This window comes from Pseudomonas sp. D5(2026) (assembly GCF_057766845.1).
Window position 1 is genome coordinate 5183654 of sequence record NZ_CM173421.1, and the last position, 17505, is coordinate 5201158.

Annotated in this window: 15 protein-coding genes and 2 pseudogenes; 8 read left to right on the forward strand and 9 right to left on the reverse strand. The window is 62.7% G+C overall.

The annotated features are described in order from the left end of the window. The first annotated feature begins 52 nt into the window (after nt 1–52). The 8 genes and pseudogenes from AC3B5Q_RS23910 to AC3B5Q_RS23945 all read left to right on the forward strand — a co-directional run bounded on the left by AC3B5Q_RS23910 (nt 53) and on the right by AC3B5Q_RS23945 (nt 6359). On the forward strand, nt 53–325 hold the full coding sequence (locus AC3B5Q_RS23910; RefSeq protein WP_016489564.1) for a twin-arginine translocase TatA/TatE family subunit: 273 nt from the start codon (nt 53–55) through the stop codon (nt 323–325). A 3-nt stretch (nt 326–328) separates the two neighbouring features. Then, entirely contained in the window at nt 329–706 is a 378-nt protein-coding gene (gene tatB / locus AC3B5Q_RS23915; RefSeq protein WP_020192064.1) for a Sec-independent protein translocase protein TatB, read from the forward strand. Beyond that, entirely contained in the window at nt 703–1491 is a 789-nt protein-coding gene (gene tatC, locus AC3B5Q_RS23920) for a twin-arginine translocase subunit TatC (RefSeq protein WP_084850230.1), read from the forward strand. The genes tatB and tatC overlap by 4 nt, the downstream gene beginning before the upstream one ends. Continuing rightward, on the forward strand, nt 1488–2195 hold the full coding sequence (locus AC3B5Q_RS23925; protein ID WP_021783737.1) for a 16S rRNA (uracil(1498)-N(3))-methyltransferase: 708 nt from the start codon (nt 1488–1490) through the stop codon (nt 2193–2195). The genes tatC and AC3B5Q_RS23925 overlap by 4 nt, the downstream gene beginning before the upstream one ends. Before the next feature lie 218 nt (nt 2196–2413). Continuing rightward, nucleotides 2414–3358 (forward strand): annotated as a pseudogene (locus AC3B5Q_RS23930) (methyl-accepting chemotaxis protein); the annotation flags it as partial. Between the two features lie 141 nt (nt 3359–3499). After that, nucleotides 3500–4213 carry a methyl-accepting chemotaxis protein gene (locus AC3B5Q_RS23935; protein WP_373604727.1) on the forward strand — a complete coding sequence of 238 codons (714 nt, stop codon included), beginning with the start codon at nt 3500–3502 and terminating at the stop codon, nt 4211–4213. Nucleotides 4214–4415: 202 nt separating this feature from the next. Further along, a pseudogene (locus AC3B5Q_RS23940) lies at nt 4416–5456 on the forward strand (methyl-accepting chemotaxis protein); the annotation flags it as partial. 198 nt (nt 5457–5654) lie between these two features. Then, nucleotides 5655–6359: a methyl-accepting chemotaxis protein gene (locus tag AC3B5Q_RS23945; RefSeq protein WP_373604728.1), complete on the forward strand. Its 705-nt coding sequence runs from the start codon at nt 5655–5657 to the stop codon at nt 6357–6359. A 109-nt stretch (nt 6360–6468) separates the two neighbouring features. On the opposite strand, the gene AC3B5Q_RS23950 is transcribed toward AC3B5Q_RS23945, so the two are convergent. From AC3B5Q_RS23950 to hutI, 9 genes are all read right to left on the reverse strand, one after another. Continuing rightward, nucleotides 6469–7203, reverse strand: a complete 735-nt coding sequence (locus tag AC3B5Q_RS23950; protein ID WP_003249271.1) for an amino acid ABC transporter ATP-binding protein — start codon at nt 7201–7203, stop codon at nt 6469–6471. After that, nucleotides 7196–8158, reverse strand: coding sequence for an amino acid ABC transporter permease (locus AC3B5Q_RS23955; protein WP_021783734.1), 963 nt, complete (start codon nt 8156–8158; stop codon nt 7196–7198). The genes AC3B5Q_RS23950 and AC3B5Q_RS23955 overlap by 8 nt, the downstream gene beginning before the upstream one ends. A 79-nt stretch (nt 8159–8237) precedes the next feature. Further along, a complete protein-coding gene (locus tag AC3B5Q_RS23960) occupies nt 8238–9035 on the reverse strand; it encodes a transporter substrate-binding domain-containing protein (RefSeq protein ID WP_033730273.1) in 798 nt (265 codons plus the stop codon). Between the two features lie 296 nt (nt 9036–9331). Next, nucleotides 9332–11905, reverse strand: a complete 2574-nt coding sequence (gene mdoH, locus AC3B5Q_RS23965; RefSeq protein ID WP_021783732.1) for a glucans biosynthesis glucosyltransferase MdoH — start codon at nt 11903–11905, stop codon at nt 9332–9334. Further along, nucleotides 11898–13637, reverse strand: coding sequence for a glucan biosynthesis protein G (locus AC3B5Q_RS23970; protein ID WP_206539453.1), 1740 nt, complete (start codon nt 13635–13637; stop codon nt 11898–11900). Before AC3B5Q_RS23970 ends, mdoH begins: the two co-directional genes overlap by 8 nt. 263 nt (nt 13638–13900) lie before the next feature. Then, the gene (gene dtd, locus AC3B5Q_RS23975) at nt 13901–14338 is read right to left on the reverse strand and encodes a D-aminoacyl-tRNA deacylase (protein WP_021783730.1); all 438 of its coding nucleotides are present in this window, start codon (nt 14336–14338) and stop codon (nt 13901–13903) included. Then, entirely contained in the window at nt 14335–15306 is a 972-nt protein-coding gene (pip, locus tag AC3B5Q_RS23980; RefSeq protein WP_021783729.1) for a prolyl aminopeptidase, read from the reverse strand. Before pip ends, dtd begins: the two co-directional genes overlap by 4 nt. 168 nt (nt 15307–15474) lie before the next feature. Continuing rightward, on the reverse strand, nt 15475–16278 hold the full coding sequence (hutG, locus tag AC3B5Q_RS23985) for an N-formylglutamate deformylase (protein WP_028697520.1): 804 nt from the start codon (nt 16276–16278) through the stop codon (nt 15475–15477). A gap of 10 nt (nt 16279–16288) precedes the next feature. Then, complete coding sequence (gene hutI, locus AC3B5Q_RS23990) at nt 16289–17494, reverse strand: imidazolonepropionase (protein ID WP_053870496.1); 1206 nt, start codon at nt 17492–17494, stop codon at nt 16289–16291. Nucleotides 17495–17505 lie beyond the last annotated feature (11 nt).

Consider the following 17505-nt stretch of genomic DNA (forward strand, 5'->3'; position numbering starts at 1 on the left):
GCACCGGGTTGCCGGATCGATATGCTGTACACACAATTTTCAGGAGTACGAAATGGGTATCTTTGACTGGAAACACTGGATCGTCCTGCTGGTGGTCGTGGTTCTGGTGTTCGGCACCAAGAAACTGAAGAACTTCGGCAGCGACCTGGGCGAATCGATCAAGGGCTTCCGCAAGGCCATGAACGAAGAAGAGACCAAACCGGCCGAGCAGACTCCGCCGCCTGCCCAACCGGTGCCACCGGTGCAAAACACCGCGCAGCCGCAACAAGGCCACACCATCGAGGGCCAGGCCCAACCGGTCCAAGAGCCGCAGCGGAAAGACTGATCCATGTTCGGCATGAGTTTCAGCGAGCTGCTGCTCGTCGGCCTGGTCGCCCTGCTGGTGCTCGGCCCCGAGCGCCTGCCGGGTGCCGCGCGCACGGCAGGCCTGTGGATCGGGCGGCTCAAGCGCAGCTTCAACAGCATCAAGATGGAAGTGGAGCGCGAAATTGGCGCCGACGATATCCGCCGCCAGCTGCATAACGAGCACATCCTGCAGATGGAAGAGGAAGCCAAGCGCATCCTCAACCCCATGACGCCACCCGCGCAGCCGCCGGTCACCACGGCCAGCGTGCAGCCACCTGCCGGGCTCGAAGCCAGGCCGGTCGAAGCACCTGCAGCCCCGGCCGCACCGTCTGAACCGCCTCAACCGCCGCGAGCCCCATGAGCGAGAATCCGGAACACGACCAGCCGATGCCGCTGGTTTCACACCTGACCGAACTGCGCACCCGCCTGCTGCGCTGCGTTGCCGTCATTTTCCTGATCTTTGCCGGGCTGTTCTCCTTCGCCCAGCAGATCTACACACTGGTTTCCGCGCCACTGCGCGAGCACTTGCCGGCCAATGCAACGATGATCGCCACCGATGTGGCCTCGCCGTTCCTCACGCCGTTCAAGCTGACCATGATCGTCTCGCTGTTCCTGGCCATCCCGTTCATCCTCCAGCAGATCTGGGGCTTTATCGCCCCCGGGCTGTACCGTCACGAGAAGCGCATTGCCATTCCGCTGCTCGTATCGAGCATCCTGCTGTTCTACGCCGGCATGGCCTTTGCCTATTTCCTTGTGTTCCCGCTGATGTTCAAGTTCTTCGCCGCTGCCACCCCGGCAGGCGTAGCGATGATGACCGACATCGCAAGCTACCTCGACTTCGTGATGACGCTGTTCTTCGCCTTTGGCGTGGCCTTCGAAATCCCGGTGGCAGTGGTGCTGCTGGTGTGGATCGGCGTGGTCGACGTGAAGTACCTGAAAAAGGCCCGCCCCTATGTGATCATCGGCTGCTTCGTGGTCGGCATGGTCCTCACCCCACCGGACATCTTCTCCCAGACCCTGCTGGCCGTGCCCATGTGGCTGCTGTTCGAGATCGGTGTGCTGTGCGGCAGCCTGATCCGCAAGCGCAGCGCCCACGACGAAACCGCCGACGACCATAACGACCAGCCACCTGCGACCCAACCGTGAACCTGTTGCTTCTTGAAGAGGCCGACTTCGTTTCGGCCAACCGCGTCGTTCTTGCTGATCGGCGCTTCACCCATATGCAGGAAATCCACCGCGTGGCGGTGGGCGACAACCTGCGCGTGGGCCGTATCAATGGCCTGATGGGCAAGGCCACGGTGCTGCGCCTGGAAAAACACGAAGCCGAGCTGGCAGTGGCCTTCGACCAGCAGCCACCGGCCAAGCTGCCACTGACCCTGGTGCTGGCGGTGCCTCGGCCCAAGATGCTGCGACGGCTGTTCCAGACCGTGGCCACACTGGGTGTACCGCGGCTGATCCTGCTGAACAGCTACAAGGTCGAGAAAAGCTTCTGGCAAACGCCCTTCCTGCAGCCCGACACCATTCGCGAGAACCTGATCCTGGGCCTGGAACAAGCGCGCGACACCGTGCTGCCCGAGGTCATCATCGAAAAGCGCTTCAAGCCTTTTGTCGAAGACCGCCTGCCCACCATCGCCGCCGGCACCCTGGGCCTGGTTGGCCACCCCGGCCCTTACCCAGCCTGTCCGCGCGCCGTAGAACAAGCCGTTACCCTGGCCATCGGCCCCGAGGGCGGCTGGATCCCCTACGAAATCGACCTGCTGGGCAAGGCAGGCCTGGCGCCGGTGCAGCTGGGTGATCGCATCTTGCGGGTGGAGACTGCCGTCACTGCGCTACTTTCGCGCATTTTCTGACACAAACACCCCTTTTTTGCCCATCAAGTTTCCCTCTCCCGGGCCGATGGCCTTGGCAACAAAACAATTATTTGTGCTGCCAAGCCGCCGGGGAGTCGAACATGTATCAATGGTTAGCCCAATCGCTGGGCAATGTGAGCGTCAATCGCAAACTGGGGCTGGGTTTCGGCCTGGTGCTACTGTTGACCTTGGCTATTACCCTGGTCGGCTGGCACGGCATGGACAGCATCATCGACCGTGGCGACAAACTGGGAAACATTTCTGTCGTCCAGCAATACACCCAGGAGCTGCGCATCGCCCGCCAGCTCTACGATCGCCGCCGCGACGACGCTTCGCTGGCAGAGCTGGAAAAAGCCCTGGGCAACCTCGACCGCCAAGTGCAACTGATGCTTGGCCAGATCGAACAGCCTGCCGACCGCCAGCGCCTTGAACAGCAGCGCGAGGCAGTGCGCATCTACCAGCAGGCATTCAACGAGCTGAAGCAGGCCGAACAACGCCGCGAAGCAAGCCGTGATGTACTGGGTAGCAGCGCCGATAAAGTCGTTGAATTGATTGGCCGAGTACAACGTAGCCTGCTGCAAGGTGCAGACATCAATCAGTACCAGCACGCGGTGGACGTCAGCGCATTGCTGCAACAAGCGCGTTTCCAGGTGCGTGGCTACACCTACAGCGGCAATGCCGATTTCCAGCAAACGGCACTGAAGGCCATCGACCAGGCCTTGGCCGAGCTGCGCGCACTGCCGGCCAAAGTGCCAGCCGAACATGCTGCCAACCTGGATGATGCCGCCACGGCCATGGGCGGCTACCGCGATGCCGTGACCCAGTTCGGTGATGCCCTGCGTGCCAGTGAACAAGCGCTGCAAAGCATGGCTGAACAAGGCACGGTACTGCTGCAGGCCAGCCAGACGATGACCACCTCGCAAACCGAGGTGCGCAATGCTGCTGCCGCGCAGGCCAAAACACTGCTCACAGTCGCCACCGTGCTGGCACTGGCCCTTGGCCTGCTGGCCGCCTGGGCCATTACCCGGCAGATCATCATCCCTCTGCGCCAGACCCTGCACGCCGCAGAACGCGTGGCCAGCGGAGACCTGACCCAAAGCCTGCAGGTGCAACGCCGCGACGAACTGGGCCAATTGCAAGCCAGCATGCATCGCATGACCCAAGGCTTGCGTGAACTGATCGGCGGCATTGGCGACGGCGTCACGCAGATTGCCAGCGCTGCCGAGGAGCTGTCGGCGGTGACAGAACAGACCAGCGCCGGGGTCAACAACCAGAAGGTCGAAACCGACCAGGTGGCGACGGCCATGAACCAGATGACAGCCACCGTGCACGATGTGGCACGCAATGCCGAACAGGCTTCGGAAGCCGCCCTGATGGCCGACCAGCAGGCCCGCGAGGGCGATCGCGTGGTGGGCGAGGCGGTGGCACAGATCGAGCGTCTGGCAAGCGAAGTGGTCAACTCCAGCGAAGCGATGAACCTGCTCAAGACCGAAAGCGACAAGATCGGCAGCGTACTCGACGTGATCAAATCGGTGGCCCAGCAAACCAACCTGTTAGCCCTCAACGCGGCAATCGAAGCGGCCCGCGCCGGTGAGGCCGGGCGTGGCTTTGCCGTGGTTGCCGACGAAGTGCGTAGCTTGGCCCAACGCACACAGCAGTCGACCGAAGAGATCGAAGAGTTGATTGCCGGCCTGCAAAGCGGCACCCAACGGGTGGCCAGCGTGATGGACAACAGCCGCCAACTGACCGACAGCAGCGTCGAGCTGACCCGCCGCGCCGGCAGCTCGTTGGAAACCATCACCCGCACGGTGTCGTCGATTCAGGCGATGAACCAGCAGATTGCCACGGCGGCCGAGGAGCAGACGGCGGTGGCCGAGGAGATCAACCGCAGCGTGATGAATGTGCGTGATATTTCCGACCAGACCTCGGCGGCGAGTGAGGAGACCGCCAGCTCCAGCGTGGAACTGGCGCGGTTGGGTACCCACTTGCAAGGGTTGGTTGGGCGGTTCAGGCTCTGATCTGAACTAGCGGTCGCCCGGTCGGGCCTCTTCGCGGTTTTACCCGCGAGGAGGCGGCACCGGACGAACTGTTTCCTACTTCTAGCGGCGAAATTTCCTACCTGATTATCAGGTCAAGTCCTACAACTCCGCTGCCGATGGGCAGAGATGTGATGCCAGCCATGCGCCTGCATCCTTTCTCTCACTCGCTCGGAGATTCCCCATGCTTGGCTCCCTCAACCGCAAGCTCGGCAACATCAGTGTCGCCGCCAAGCTGGCCCTCGGCTTCGCCGTGGTCCTGCTGCTCACCCTGGCCACCACCATCAGCGGCTGGCGTGCCCTGGATGGTGCCATCGTGCGCTCACAGCAACTCAGTGAAATAGGCCTGATCAACGACCTGACAAAAGACCTGCGCGCGGAACGCATCACCTACCGCGTGCTCAACGACGATGCCAGCAGAGCGCGCATCAGCAACATCCTCGACCAGCTCAATAGCATGCTGACCACCCTGCAGCAACGCAGCAACGTCGATGAGTCACGGCAGTTGCTGACAGAAAAAATGGCATTGTTACAGAGCCTGCGCGACAACTTCAGCGAACTGCAGCGCAGCGTCGCCAGCCGTGTAGCCCTGCGCGAAGCCCTGCAGTCGCAGGAGCAAGCACTCAGCGTGGCGATTGACGAACTGCAGACCCAGGCCTTGCTGAAAATGCCTGACGACAGTCAGCAAAGTGGTGTGCTGGGCCTGATGGACACCCTCAGCCGGCATGTCGAAGGTGCCAACCAGCAAAGCCTGGTTCCAGCCTACACCTTCGTCCCGGTCGAGGATTTTGCCAAAGTCGGTGATAACGCCCTGGACGCCGCCGACAGTAGCCTTGCGCAACTGCTTGAAGGCCTTGCACCGTTGGGCTTGCCACGTGCCATCAGTGAGCAACCCGGTGTCGAGCTGAGCAAGTACCGCACCAGCCTGGATCAGTACCGCCGCGCCGCCGTACGTGTCGAGCAGTTGCAGAACAACATGGAAAACATGGGCAACGAGCTGCGAACGGTTAGCCTCGAACTGGGCAAACGCAAGGTCGAACAACGCGACAGTGAGGCCCTGGCCGCTCGGTCGCTGCTGACCAGTGTGGCACTGCTGGCAATGGTGGTAGGGGCGCTGGCCGCCTGGCTGATCACCTTGCAGATCACCCAGCCACTGCGCCAGACGTTGGCCGTGGCCGCCCGCATCGCCAAGGGTGACCTGAGCCAGGTCGACACCGTGCAACGTCGCGACGAAATGGGCCAGTTGCAAACCAGCATGCGCGAGATGACCTTGAGCCTGCGCGAGCTGATCGGTGGCATTGATCAGGGTGTCGGCCAGCTGTCACAGGCCGCCACGCAGTTGGCGGCCAGTAGCGAAGACACCAAGTTGCGCATCAATCAGCAGCGCGAGGAAACCGACCAGGTGGCCACTGCCATGAACCAGATGAGCGCCACCGTGCAGGAAGTGGCACAGAACGCCGAGCAAGCCTCACTGGCCGCGACCAACGCTGACCAGCAGGCACAGGTGGGTGATCAGGTAGTCGCCGAAGCCATCGGCCGTATCGAACAACTGGCCGGGCAGATGGACCATTGCCTGGCGGCCATGCAGCACCTGGCAGGCGAGAGCCAGCGGATTGGCAGCATCCTGGATGTGATCAAGTCGGTCTCCGAACAGACCAACCTGCTGGCGCTGAACGCGGCGATCGAAGCGGCACGGGCCGGTGAAGCCGGGCGTGGCTTTGCCGTGGTGGCCGATGAGGTGCGCGGCCTGGCCCAGCGCACTTCGACGGCGACCGAGGAGATTGGCCAACTGATCGACAGCCTGCACAACGGTACCGACGAAGTGACCCGCTTGCTGGACAGCAGCAAAAGCCTGACCGAACAGAGCGTGGAACTGAGCCGCAGGGCCGGGCACGCGCTGAGCCAGATCACCGACACGGTGTCGAGTATTCAGGGTATGAACCAGCAGATCGCCACCGCCAGTGAAGAGCAGAGCGTGGTGGCCGAGCAGATCAACCGAAGCGTGATCAATGTGCGGGATGTTTCGGATCAGACCAGTGCGGCCAGTGAGCAGACGGCAGCCTCGAGTGGAGAGCTGGAGCATCTGGGGCAGCAATTGCGGGGGATGGTGGGGAGGTTCAGCATCTGATATCACGTCGCCCTCTTCGCAGGCAAGCCCGCGCCCACAGGTACAGCACCCCCTTCAAGGCAGTGGTGGACATGCAGGGCCGAGCTTGCCCGCGAAGAACCCGGCGCGGTTACAGCACCTGGCGCAGGAATGCCTGCGCACGCGGGTCTTTCGGCGCAGCGAAGAACGCCGCTGGGGCCGAATCTTCCAGCAGTTTGCCGTGATCGAAGAACAGCACGCGGTCGGCCACTTCACGGGCAAAGCCCATTTCGTGGGTGACGCAAACCATGGTCATGCCTTCCTGGGCCAGGGTCTTCATCACGTCCAGCACCTCACCGACCATTTCCGGGTCGAGCGCTGAGGTCGGCTCGTCGAACAGCATCACTTTCGGGTCCATGGCCAGGGCCCGGGCAATCGCTACCCGCTGCTGCTGACCGCCGGAAAGCCGGGACGGGAATTCGTTGGCCTTCTGCGCAATACCGACCTTTTCCAGCAACGCCCGGGCCTTGGCCTCGCGGTCAGCCTTGTTGCGCTTGCGCACCACCTTCTGCGCCAGGCACAGGTTTTCCAGCACGGTCATGTGCGGAAACAGGTTGAAATGCTGAAACACCATGCCGACTTCGCGGCGATAGGCATTGATGTCGGTCTTGGGGTCGGCCAGTTGCAGGCCATCGATGGCCACATGGCCTTGGTCGAAATGCTCCAGGCCGTTGAGGCAGCGCAGGAACGTCGACTTGCCCGACCCCGATGGCCCGAGCACCACCACCACTTCGCCCTTGGCGACCTGAGTGGTGACGTTATCCACAGCCCTTACCACCTGACCACGGGTGTCGAAGACTTTCAGCAGGTCACGGACTTCAATCACTTTGCGCAAGCCTCCGCTCGAGCCGGCTGGCAATGTGCGACAGCGGCAGGTTGATCAGCAGGTACAGGCCTGCCACGCAGAACCAGATCTCGAAGGTTGAGAACGAGGTGGTGATGGCCTCACGGCCACTCTTGGTCAGTTCGGTGATGGCGATCACCGACACCAGCGAGGTGTCCTTGACCAGGCTGATGAACTGGCCGGCCAGGGGCGGCAGCACGCGCTTGAACGCCTGCGGCAGAATCACATGGCGCATCGACTGGCCAGCGTTCAGGCCCAGCGACCGGGCAGCCTCGTTCTGGCCCTTGGCGATCGACTGCACGCCAGCACGGACGATTTCAGCCACGTAAGCACCGGTGAACAATGCCAGTGCCGCCACCCCGGCAAACTCGCGGGACAGGTTGAGCACGGTGCCGATGAAGAAGTAGAAGATGAAGATCTGTACCAGCAGCGGCGTACCGCGCACCAGTTCGACATAGACGGTCGACAGGTCGCGCAGGGTCGGGTTGTTGGACAACCGGCACAATCCGGCGAACAGGCCGATCACCAGGCCCAACGCCCCGGACACCACCGAGATCCACAAAGTGGTCCACAGGCCCCAGGCCAGCGGGCCAGCGGCCCAGTGACGGGTTACGCCAATCTGGTCGCCTTCGGCAACATCGTCGCCGCGGCTCAGTTGCAGGCTGTCCTTGGCCACATCGAGCACTTGCTCGGCACCACTTTCGTCCTTCAGCGTGACGCGGGCGTTGTCACCGGAGATGACGATTTCCTGCACAGTGCCGTAGCCGGCAGCGCGTTGTACGTCCTCGGCCTTGTAGGCGAAGTACTGCGGTACGCGGTTCCAGCGCCACTCGTAGGAAATCATCGAGGTGGCCATGTAAAGGCTGAGCGCCAGGCCCACCAGGACCAGGGCGGTCAACCCATGCCATGGCCACTGGGCTTTCTTGTGTTTGATCACGTGGGGTACTTCCGTAAATGCGAACGCGCAGGGTTTGCCTGCGCGTCGGGGTCATAAAGCCGGGCTTGTGGCCTGGGCCTTATTCCATTTCCTTCAGCCAGTCCTTGTTCTTGAACCACTTGTCGTGAATACGATCGTAGGTCCCGTCGTGCTTGATCTGGTGCAGGAAGTTGTTGATGAAGTTGATGCTGTCGTAGTCGCCTTTCTTCAGGCCGAAGGCCAGCGGCTCGTAGGTGAAGGGCTCGTCGAGGAACAGCAGCTTGCCGGCGCCGGCTTTATCTACCGCCACCACGTTGTACGGCGCGTCATAGACAAAGGCGTCAGCCTTGCCGTTGACCACGTCCATGACCGCTTCCTGTTCGTTGTCGTAGCCGTGGTACTTGGCTTTGCTGATCAGCTTCCTGGCGACCATTTCACCCGTGGTGCCCAACTTGGAAGTGAGGCGGTACTTCTCGTTGTTCAGGTCTTTGTACGACTTGATCTCGCCAGCCAGTTCCTTGCGGATCAGCAGGGTCTGACCAACCACGATGAAGGGTTCGCTGAAGTTCAGACGCAGGTTGCGCTCCTGGGTCAGGGTCATGCCGCTGCCGATCATGTCGAACTTGTCGGTCAGCAGGGCCGGGATGATGCCGTCATAGGCGGTGGACACAGCCTCGAACTTGACGCCCATGGACTTGGCCATGGCCTTGAGGATATCGACTTCGAAGCCGATGATTTCGCCACGTTTGTTGGTCATCTGGAACGGCATGTAAGTCGGGTCCATGCCCACCCGCAGGGTGCCGCGCTTGACCGCGTCATCGATGGCGCCCGCCTGGGCCGCAGTCACGGCGACCAGGGCGGTCACACCGACCAGCAGTCGCGAAAGGTATTTCTTGATCATCACCAAGTCCCCTAGCAATAAAAGTAGCGAATCTTATTGTGTTGGCACGGCCGTGCTGGCCGAAGCGTCGTATCGGAGAGGGATGCTAACGCATGGCGGCCCGAGGACCTAGAGCCGCGGGGGGACTTTGTTGGCCAAAATGGGGGGCTAGGGCAAAAAGCTTCGCGGGTGAACCCGCTCCTACAAGGGAATGTGTATCCCTGGTAGGAGCGGGTTCACCCGCGAAGAGGACCTGTCAGTTACCCTGTAGGATCGGGTCCATCGGGGCGCCGAACCGCCGCGAACAGGCCCGATCAGGCGCCGACGAGTGTCGGTTGGCCTGCGTTTTCCGGGTGCAACGGCAACAGCGGCGAATGCGGGTCATTGTTGATCGACGCACGCCACACATCGATCCATGCCGCGTTGTGCTCGGCCCACACCTGCTCGTGCAGGCGGCTCAGTGCCACCGGATCGCTGAGCAGGGCCAGGCGCGTATTGAGGTCCAGGCCTTTCGGCCCGACTTCAATCGCCTTGGCAACGCGCTCTGCACGCAACGCTTCAATCGGTGCCGCCTGGCCATGGCGGGCAGTGGCCATGGCGCAGGCCAGGGCATTCTGCCGCGGGTCGACCACGGCCCGCACGAAGCCATCATGCAAGGCATGCCAGCGGTTTTCGTGAGTGTACTGGTCGGTCGCCAGCAGCTCTTGTGGGGTGGCGTATTCCTCGGGGATGAGGAACAGCTTCTCGTCCTTGGCCGCCAGGCCCAGGCGGGTGCGGCTGGAAATGACCGATACCGGGATCGACAGCACCAGCGAACCGACGATAGGCGCCAGCCACCACAGGAAGCTCGGGTTCAACCACGCCACCAGTGCGGCCCAGGCAATGCCCAGCAGCGTCTGCGGGCCATGCCGGCGCACGGCTTCGCCCCACGGCGTGGAGTCGTCGTCGCGCTGCGGCGAGTTCCAGGTCGCAGCCCAGCCGAGGAACGCGGCCAGCACGAAGCGGGTGTGGAAGATCATGCGTACCGGTGCCAGCAACATGGAGAACAGCATCTCCATCAGCATCGACAAAGTAACCTTGACTCGCCCACCAAACTCGACGGCGCCCTTGGCCCAGATCAGGATGACGCTAAGCAGCTTGGGCAGGAACAACAGCACGATGGTGGTGGAGAACAGCGCTACGGCCTTCTCCGGGTGCCATTGCGGCCACAGCGGGTAAAGCTGGTATGGCTCGATGAAATACTGCGGCTCCATCAGCGTGTTGGTCGCCAGCAACGCGGTCGACAGCACCAGGAACAGGAACCACAGCGGCGCCGACAGGTAAGACATCACCCCGGTGAGGAACACCGCACGGTGAACCGGGTGCATGCCTTTGACCAGGAACAGGCGGAAGTTCATCAGGTTGCCGTGACACCAGCGGCGGTCGCGCTTGAGCTCGTCGAGCAGGTTTGGCGGCAGTTCTTCGTAGCTGCCCGGCAAGTCGTAGGCAATCCACACGCCCCAGCCGGCACGGCGCATCAGCGCAGCTTCGACGAAGTCGTGGGAAAGGATGGCACCGGCGAATGCGCCCTTGCCCGGCAACGGCGCCAGGGCGCAGTGCTCGATGAACGGCTTCATGCGGATGATCGCGTTGTGGCCCCAGTAGTGCGACTCACCCAACTGCCAGAAGTGCAGACCGGCAGTGAACAGTGGGCCGTACACGCGGGTAGCGAACTGCTGCATGCGTGCGTACAGGGTGTCCATGCCCGAGGCTCTCGGCCCGGTCTGGATGATGCCGGCGTCCGGGTTGGCTTCCATCAGGCGCACCAGGCTGCTCAGGCACTCGCCGCTCATGACACTGTCGGCGTCGAGTACAACCATGTACTTGTACTCGCCACCCCAGCGACGGCAGAAGTCGTCGAGGTTGCCGCTCTTGCGCTTCACCCGGCGACGACGGCGGCGGTAGAAGATGCGGCCAAAGCCTTTGGTTTCGCGGCACACATCCAGCCAGGCCTGTTGCTCGGCCACGGCAATGTCGGTGTCGTTGGTGTCGCTGAGCACAAAGAAGTCGAAACGGTCGAGGTTGCCGCTGGCGGCCACCGACTCGAACGTTGCGCGCAGGCCGGCGAACACCCGCGGCACGTCTTCGTTGCAGATCGGCATCACCAGCGCGGTGCGCGCCTCGGGCGCGATTGGCTCGTTGCCTGCGCTGCTGCCCGAAATCTTGTATTTGTCGCGCCCGGTGAGCAGCTCGAGGAAGCCCATCAGTGCGGTCCAGAAGCCCGCCGACACCCAGCAGAACAGGATGCCGAAGAGAATCAGGATGGATGTCTGCAAGGCATACGGCCACACCTGCACCACCGTGTCCCACAGCGACTGGCTGAGGATTTCGTCGAGGTCAACGAACGACCAGCCCTGGTACGGCAGGATACCCTTCATGTACCAGCCAGCAACGATGGTCTGGCCAATCATCAGGGTCAGCAGGATATAGCGGCGGATCGAACCGACCGTGCGCCAGCGTGCCGGTGGCAGTTCGCGCTTGGGCGGCTGCGGGGCATTGGTACGACCGGTCATGCGCCGCCACATGCGGATCAGCACGTTGGTGCGCCACGGTTCGGGCACAACCTTGGTGCGCTTGATCGGCGGGGCGATCTTCAGGCACAGGCGGCCGCTGCCATCGACGCCGAGCATTTCGGCGTCTTCCAGCTCGGCGGCGCTGCCCACGGTCAGGCGCGGGCCCACCGAGGCCTGCACGGCCTCGGCAGAGCTGGCGGCCGGGTTGGCCGCCAAGCGTTGGTGCAGCTCACTGAACGAGGTGCAACTGGCAAGTTCAGCCCGCTGCTGGTCGCTCAGTGGTAGGTGGGCCAGGTACTCGCCAAGCGATTCCGGCCTTGCGCTTGAGTTACTCATCGGCAGGCAACTGATAGGTCCAGGTCTCGGTCAGCACCTTCTCGGTGGTGGCCGGGGCCCCGTTGGTGGGTGCCGCATCGGCGGCAGGTTGTTCGGCCTTGGCAGATGGCTCAGCCTTGACGGCTTTCTCGGCCTTGGCATGCTTGGCTGCGGCCTTGTCCTGCTTGGCGTCCTGGGCAGGCTTGGCGGCTTCGACCGGCACGTCACGCACCAGTGCGGCGCGCATTTCGGTCGATTTGTTGGCTTCCTTTACCTTCAGGCGCAGGGTCAGGCGCCAGCCCTTGGTCTCAGGGTTATAGCGCAGATTGTTCTCGACCACCTCGGCGTTGTCGCCCACGCTGATCTGGCTACGCACCGCGGTGTCTTCCGGCAGGGCAGCCAGGGCCGGGCCGGCGAAGTCGACCAGAAACGCCACGCTGCCGTCTGGCTGGCGGATCAGGTTGGATTGCTTGACGTCACCGGTGGAACGCAGGGTCTGCTTGACCCAGCCCAGGTCAGGGGCCTGGAACTGCGGCTCGTCAATGGTCCAATGCATGCGGTAGGCGTACTCGATCGGCTTGCCGGGCTCCGGCAGCTTCTCCGGGCTCCAGAAAGCCACGATGTTGTCGTTGGTCTCGTCGGCGGTCGGGATTTCGACCAGGTCGACGCTACCCTTGCCCCAGTCACCCTTCGGCTCGATCCAGGCGCTTGGGCGCTTCTGGTAGTTGTCGTCGAGGTCTTCGTAGTCACTGAAGGCGCGCTGGCGCTGCATCAGGCCGAAACCACGCGGGTTCTCGACGCTGAAGTTACTCACGGCCAGGTGCTTCGGGTTGTTCAGCGGGCGCCACAGCCACTCGCCATTGCCGGCGTGAATCGACAGGCCTTCGGAGTCATGCAGGGCCGGGCGGTAGTTGAGCACCTTGGACGGCTGATTGGGGCCGAACAGGTACATGCTGGTCAGCGGAGCAATGCCCAAGCGGCTGACATGCTCACGCAGGAACACGCGGGACTGCACGTCGACCACGGTGTCGTTGCCCGGACGCAGGATCAGCTTGTAGGCGCCGGTGGAGCGCGGCGAATCCAGCAGCGCATAGATCACCAGGTGCTTGTCGGCTGGCTTGGGTTTTTCAACCCAGAACTCGGTGAAGCGCGGGAACTCTTCGCCCGAGGGCAGTGCGGTGTCGATGGCCAGGCCACGGGCAGACAGGCCGTACACATGGCCCTTGCCGACTACACGGAAATAGCTGGCGCCAAGCAGGGTCATGATCTCATCCTGCTTGTCGGCCTTGTTGATCGGGTACAGCACGCGGAAACCGGCGTAACCGAGGTTTTTGGTGGTTTCCGGGTCGTGCGGCACGTCACCGAACTCGAAGCGGTCCGGGTCGTACTTGATTTCCTGGACCTTGGTGGCAGTGACCTCGTTGATTTTCACCGGGGTGTCGAAGTGCATGCCCTGATGATAGAACGACAGTTTGAACGGGGTCTTGTCCTTGGCCCACTCGGCCTTTTCCTGCAGGAAACGGATTTTCTGGTAGTCCGCAAACTTCATGTCGCGGAACACGGCCGGCAGGTTGCTTTTGGGTGCGTCGTACTTCTGGCCGGCCAGATCCTTTGCCTTGGCTGCAACATCGTCAAGATTGAATGCCCACAGCTGGCCCGCGCTCATCAGGCCAACCAGAGCCACACTGGCCATCAGCGCCTTGCGTAGCCGAACGCCGGGGATTCTTGATGCTTTTTGGGGACTAACAATCACGAGCAACCCTCGCCGAAAACAGATCATGAAACCAACGGCCAGCGACAAATGCCGGGTTGGCGAGCACTGTTCGGACCCCGTGAGGGCGTAATGATTCCCCAAACGGATCCAGACAATGCTCGAGTCAGAGTGAAACGGACCTGCGAACGCAGGTCCATGCAGCGCGCGATTATCCAGCAGGTTGCGTGACAACGCATCAGGCTGGAGCAACTATTTATCGTATAAAACCCCTTGTTTTCCTGTGAACAAAGGGGTTTTTGACCTCATATTTGTAACATAAATGTTACGGGGCCATCATTGACCAGGTGCACCTGCATATCCGCCCCGAAGCGGCCGCTGGCCACGTCGGCGTGCTGAGCCTTTGCCTGCTGCAAAAGATAGTCGAACAACTCGGCGCCGAGGGCCGGTGGCGCCGCTGTCGAGAAGCTCGGACGCATGCCGTTGCGGGTATCGGCGGCCAAGGTGAACTGTGACACCAGCAACAGGCCACCCCCGACATCCTTGAGCGACAGGTTCATCTTGCCCTGATCGTCGCTGAACACACGGTAGTTCAGCAGCTTGTGCAACAGCTTATCGGCCTGTTCGCGGGAATCGTCAGGCTCGACCGCCACCAGCACCAGCAACCCCTGGTCGATGGCACCGACCACCTCCCCCGCCACTTCAACCCGCGCACCGCGCACGCGCTGCAACAGGCCCTTCATGCTTCTTCCAAGGGCAGGTCGAGCAGGCGTCGGGCCATCTGGTCGGCGGCACGCACCAGGGCATCGGTGATGCCAGGCTCGGAAGCCGCGTGACCGGCGTCACGGATCACTTTCAGCTCACTGTTCGGCCAGGCCTGGTGCAACGCCCAGGCGTTGTCCAGTGGGCAGATCACATCGTAGCGCCCATGCACGATCACCGCCGGCAGGTGGGCGATCTTGGGCAGATCACGGATCAGCTGGTCCGGTTCGAGGAAGGCGTTGTTCATGAAGTAGTGGCATTCGATGCGAGCGATCGACAGCGCCCGCTGCGGTTCGGAAAAGCGGTCGACCACCAGCGGATTGGGGCGCAGGGTGGCGGTACGGCCTTCCCAGGTGGACCACGCCTTGGCGGCGTGCATCTGGGCGATCTGGTCGTTACCGGTCAGGCGCTTGTGGAAGGCCTTGACCAGATCGCCGCGTTCCTCCGGTGGTATCGGTGCGATGTAGTCCTGCCAGTAGTCGGGGAACAGGCGGCTGGCGCCTTCCTGGTAGAACCACTCGATTTCCTGCGGCCGGCACAGGAAGATGCCGCGCAGGATCAGGCCGTGCACGCGTTCTGGGTGAGCCTGAGCGTAGGCCAGGGCCAGGGTCGAGCCCCAAGAGCCACCAAACAGCACCCACTTGTCTATGCCAAGGTGTTCGCGAATGCGCTCCAGGTCTTCGACCAGGTGCCACGTGGTGTTGTTCTCCAGGCTCGCATGGGGCGTGGAGCGGCCACAGCCGCGCTGGTCGAAGGTGATGATGCGGTACAGGTTGGGGTCAAAGTAGCAGCGGCTCTGGGCGTCGCAGCCAGCGCCAGGGCCTCCGTGGATAAACACCACGGGCAGACCTTCCGGCGAGCCGCTTTCGTCGACATAAAGCACATGCGGCGCTTCCACGGCCAGATCGTGCCTGGCGTAGGGTTTGATCTGCGGGTAGAGGGTCTGCATTGCGCACTCCGTGTGAGGATTATTCGGCCGTGGGCCATCATAAACCTGAATTGCGCTTTCAGCACCGTCCTTGCTGACGCGTTCGAACGGCGCGAATGGCCATTGCGCAGATTTCCGACAATGGCCTCCCACGGCGCCTGGCGACGCCGATAGCGTCGCCGCCTCCACTCAACGCTTGTAACGCTCGTCGCCCCACGCCAGCAGCGCTTGCAGCAGCTGCCTCAATACCGCTTGTGTCGGTTGCGCCAGATCTTCCCGGTAGGCAAATGGCTCGATTTCCTCCATATACGTGCCTTGCGCCAGCTCCAGTTGCACAGCATGGATATGGTTGGCCGGGTCGCCATAATGCCGGGTGATGTACCCGCCTTTGAACCGACCGTTGAGCACATGGCTGTAACCTTGCATCCCGGCGCACACACCCTGCAGCCGCTCAGCCAGTGCCGGATCGCAACTGGCGCCGTTGAAAGTACCCAGGTTGAAGTCCGGTAACCTGCCGTCGAACAGGTGCGGGATCAGCGAACGGATCGAATGGGCATCCCACAGCAGCGCATAACCGAACTGCTCTCGCAAGCGGTCCAGCTCGCGACGAATGGTAGCGTGATAGGGGCGCCAGATCTGCTCCAGATAGCGTTTACGTTCTTCGCCAGACGGTGCCAGCCCATCCTTGAACAGGGGTTCGCCACCGAACAGCGTCGCCGGGTACAAGCCCGTGGTGGCGCCGGCGTACAGTGGCTTGTCGTCGTCCGGCCGGTTCAGGTCGATGACGAAGCGTGAATACTCTGCAGCCACCACGCTGGCGCCCATGTCACGGGCAAAGTCGTACAACTGCGGGATGTGCCAGTCGGTGTCCGGCAAGCTTTGCGCCTGGTCGACCAGGCCGTCGCGCACGGCGTCGCTCAGGCGCAGGCCAGCGTGCGGCATGCTGATCAGCAGCGGCAGGCGACCTTGGTGAAAACTCAGTACCTTGTCCATCGGGCCTCGCTCAGTTGGAGATTTCATGGCCCATGCGCACTACGCGCTTGGGCAGGTCGCCACCCAGCCAGTAGGCCAGGTCGGCGGGGCGTTCGATCTGCCAGGCGACGAAGTCGGCCACCTTGCCCACTTGCAGCGAGCCGTGGCTGTCACCCAGGCCCAGCGCCGTGGCAGCGTGGACCGTAACGCCGGCCAGGGCTTCTTCCGGCGTCATGCGGAAGCAGGTGCAGCCCATGTTCAGCATCAACCGTAGCGACAACCCTGGCGAGGTGCCGGGGTTGAGGTCGCTGGCCAGGGCAATCTTCACCCCGTGCCGGCGCAATGCATCCATTGGCGGCAGCTGGGTTTCACGCAGGAAGTAGAAGGCACCCGGCAGCAGCACGGCGACTGTGCCGGCGTTTGCCATGGCCATGGCGTCTTCCTCTGTCATGAACTCCAGGTGGTCAGCCGACAGAGCCTGGTAACGCGCGGCCAGGCTTGAGCCGTGCAACGATGACAGCTGTTCGGCATGCAGCTTGACCGGCAGGCCCAGTTCGCGTGCCTTGATGAACAGTCGCTCGACCTGGGCCGGCGAGAACGCGAGGTGTTCGCAGAAGGCGTCCACCGCATCTACCAGGCCTTCGGCGGCCAGGGCCGGCAACATTTCATCACAGATGTGCGCGATGTAGTCATCGGCCCGGGCTGCGTACTCCGGGGGCAAAGCGTGCGCTGCCAGGCACGTGGCACGCACCGTCAGCGGCAGCTCGTCAGCCAGGCGCCGGGCCACTCGCAGCATCTTGCGCTCGTTGGCCAGGTCCAGGCCGTAGCCGGACTTGACCTCGATGGTGGTCACGCCATCGCGCATCAGTGCCTGAACGCGCTGGCGAGCACTGGCGAACAACTCGTCTTCGCTGGCCGCACGGGTAGCCCGCACAGTGCTGGCGATACCGCCACCCTGTGCGGCGATTTCGGCATAGCTCACGCCCTGCAGGCGCTGCTCGAACTCGCCGCTGCGGTTGCCGCCGAACACCGCATGGGTGTGGCAGTCGATCAGCCCAGGGGTGACCCAGGCACCACCCAGGTCAACCGTGCGATCAGCTTCGACTGGCGCCAGCTCGGCGCGTGGGCCTATCCACTCGATCAGCCCGGCGCTGGTGACGATCGCCGCATCCTCGATGGCCGAGTAGCGGCCGTCGGCCATGGTTGCAACATGGCAATGCTGCCAGAGGGTTCTCATGCACAATCTCC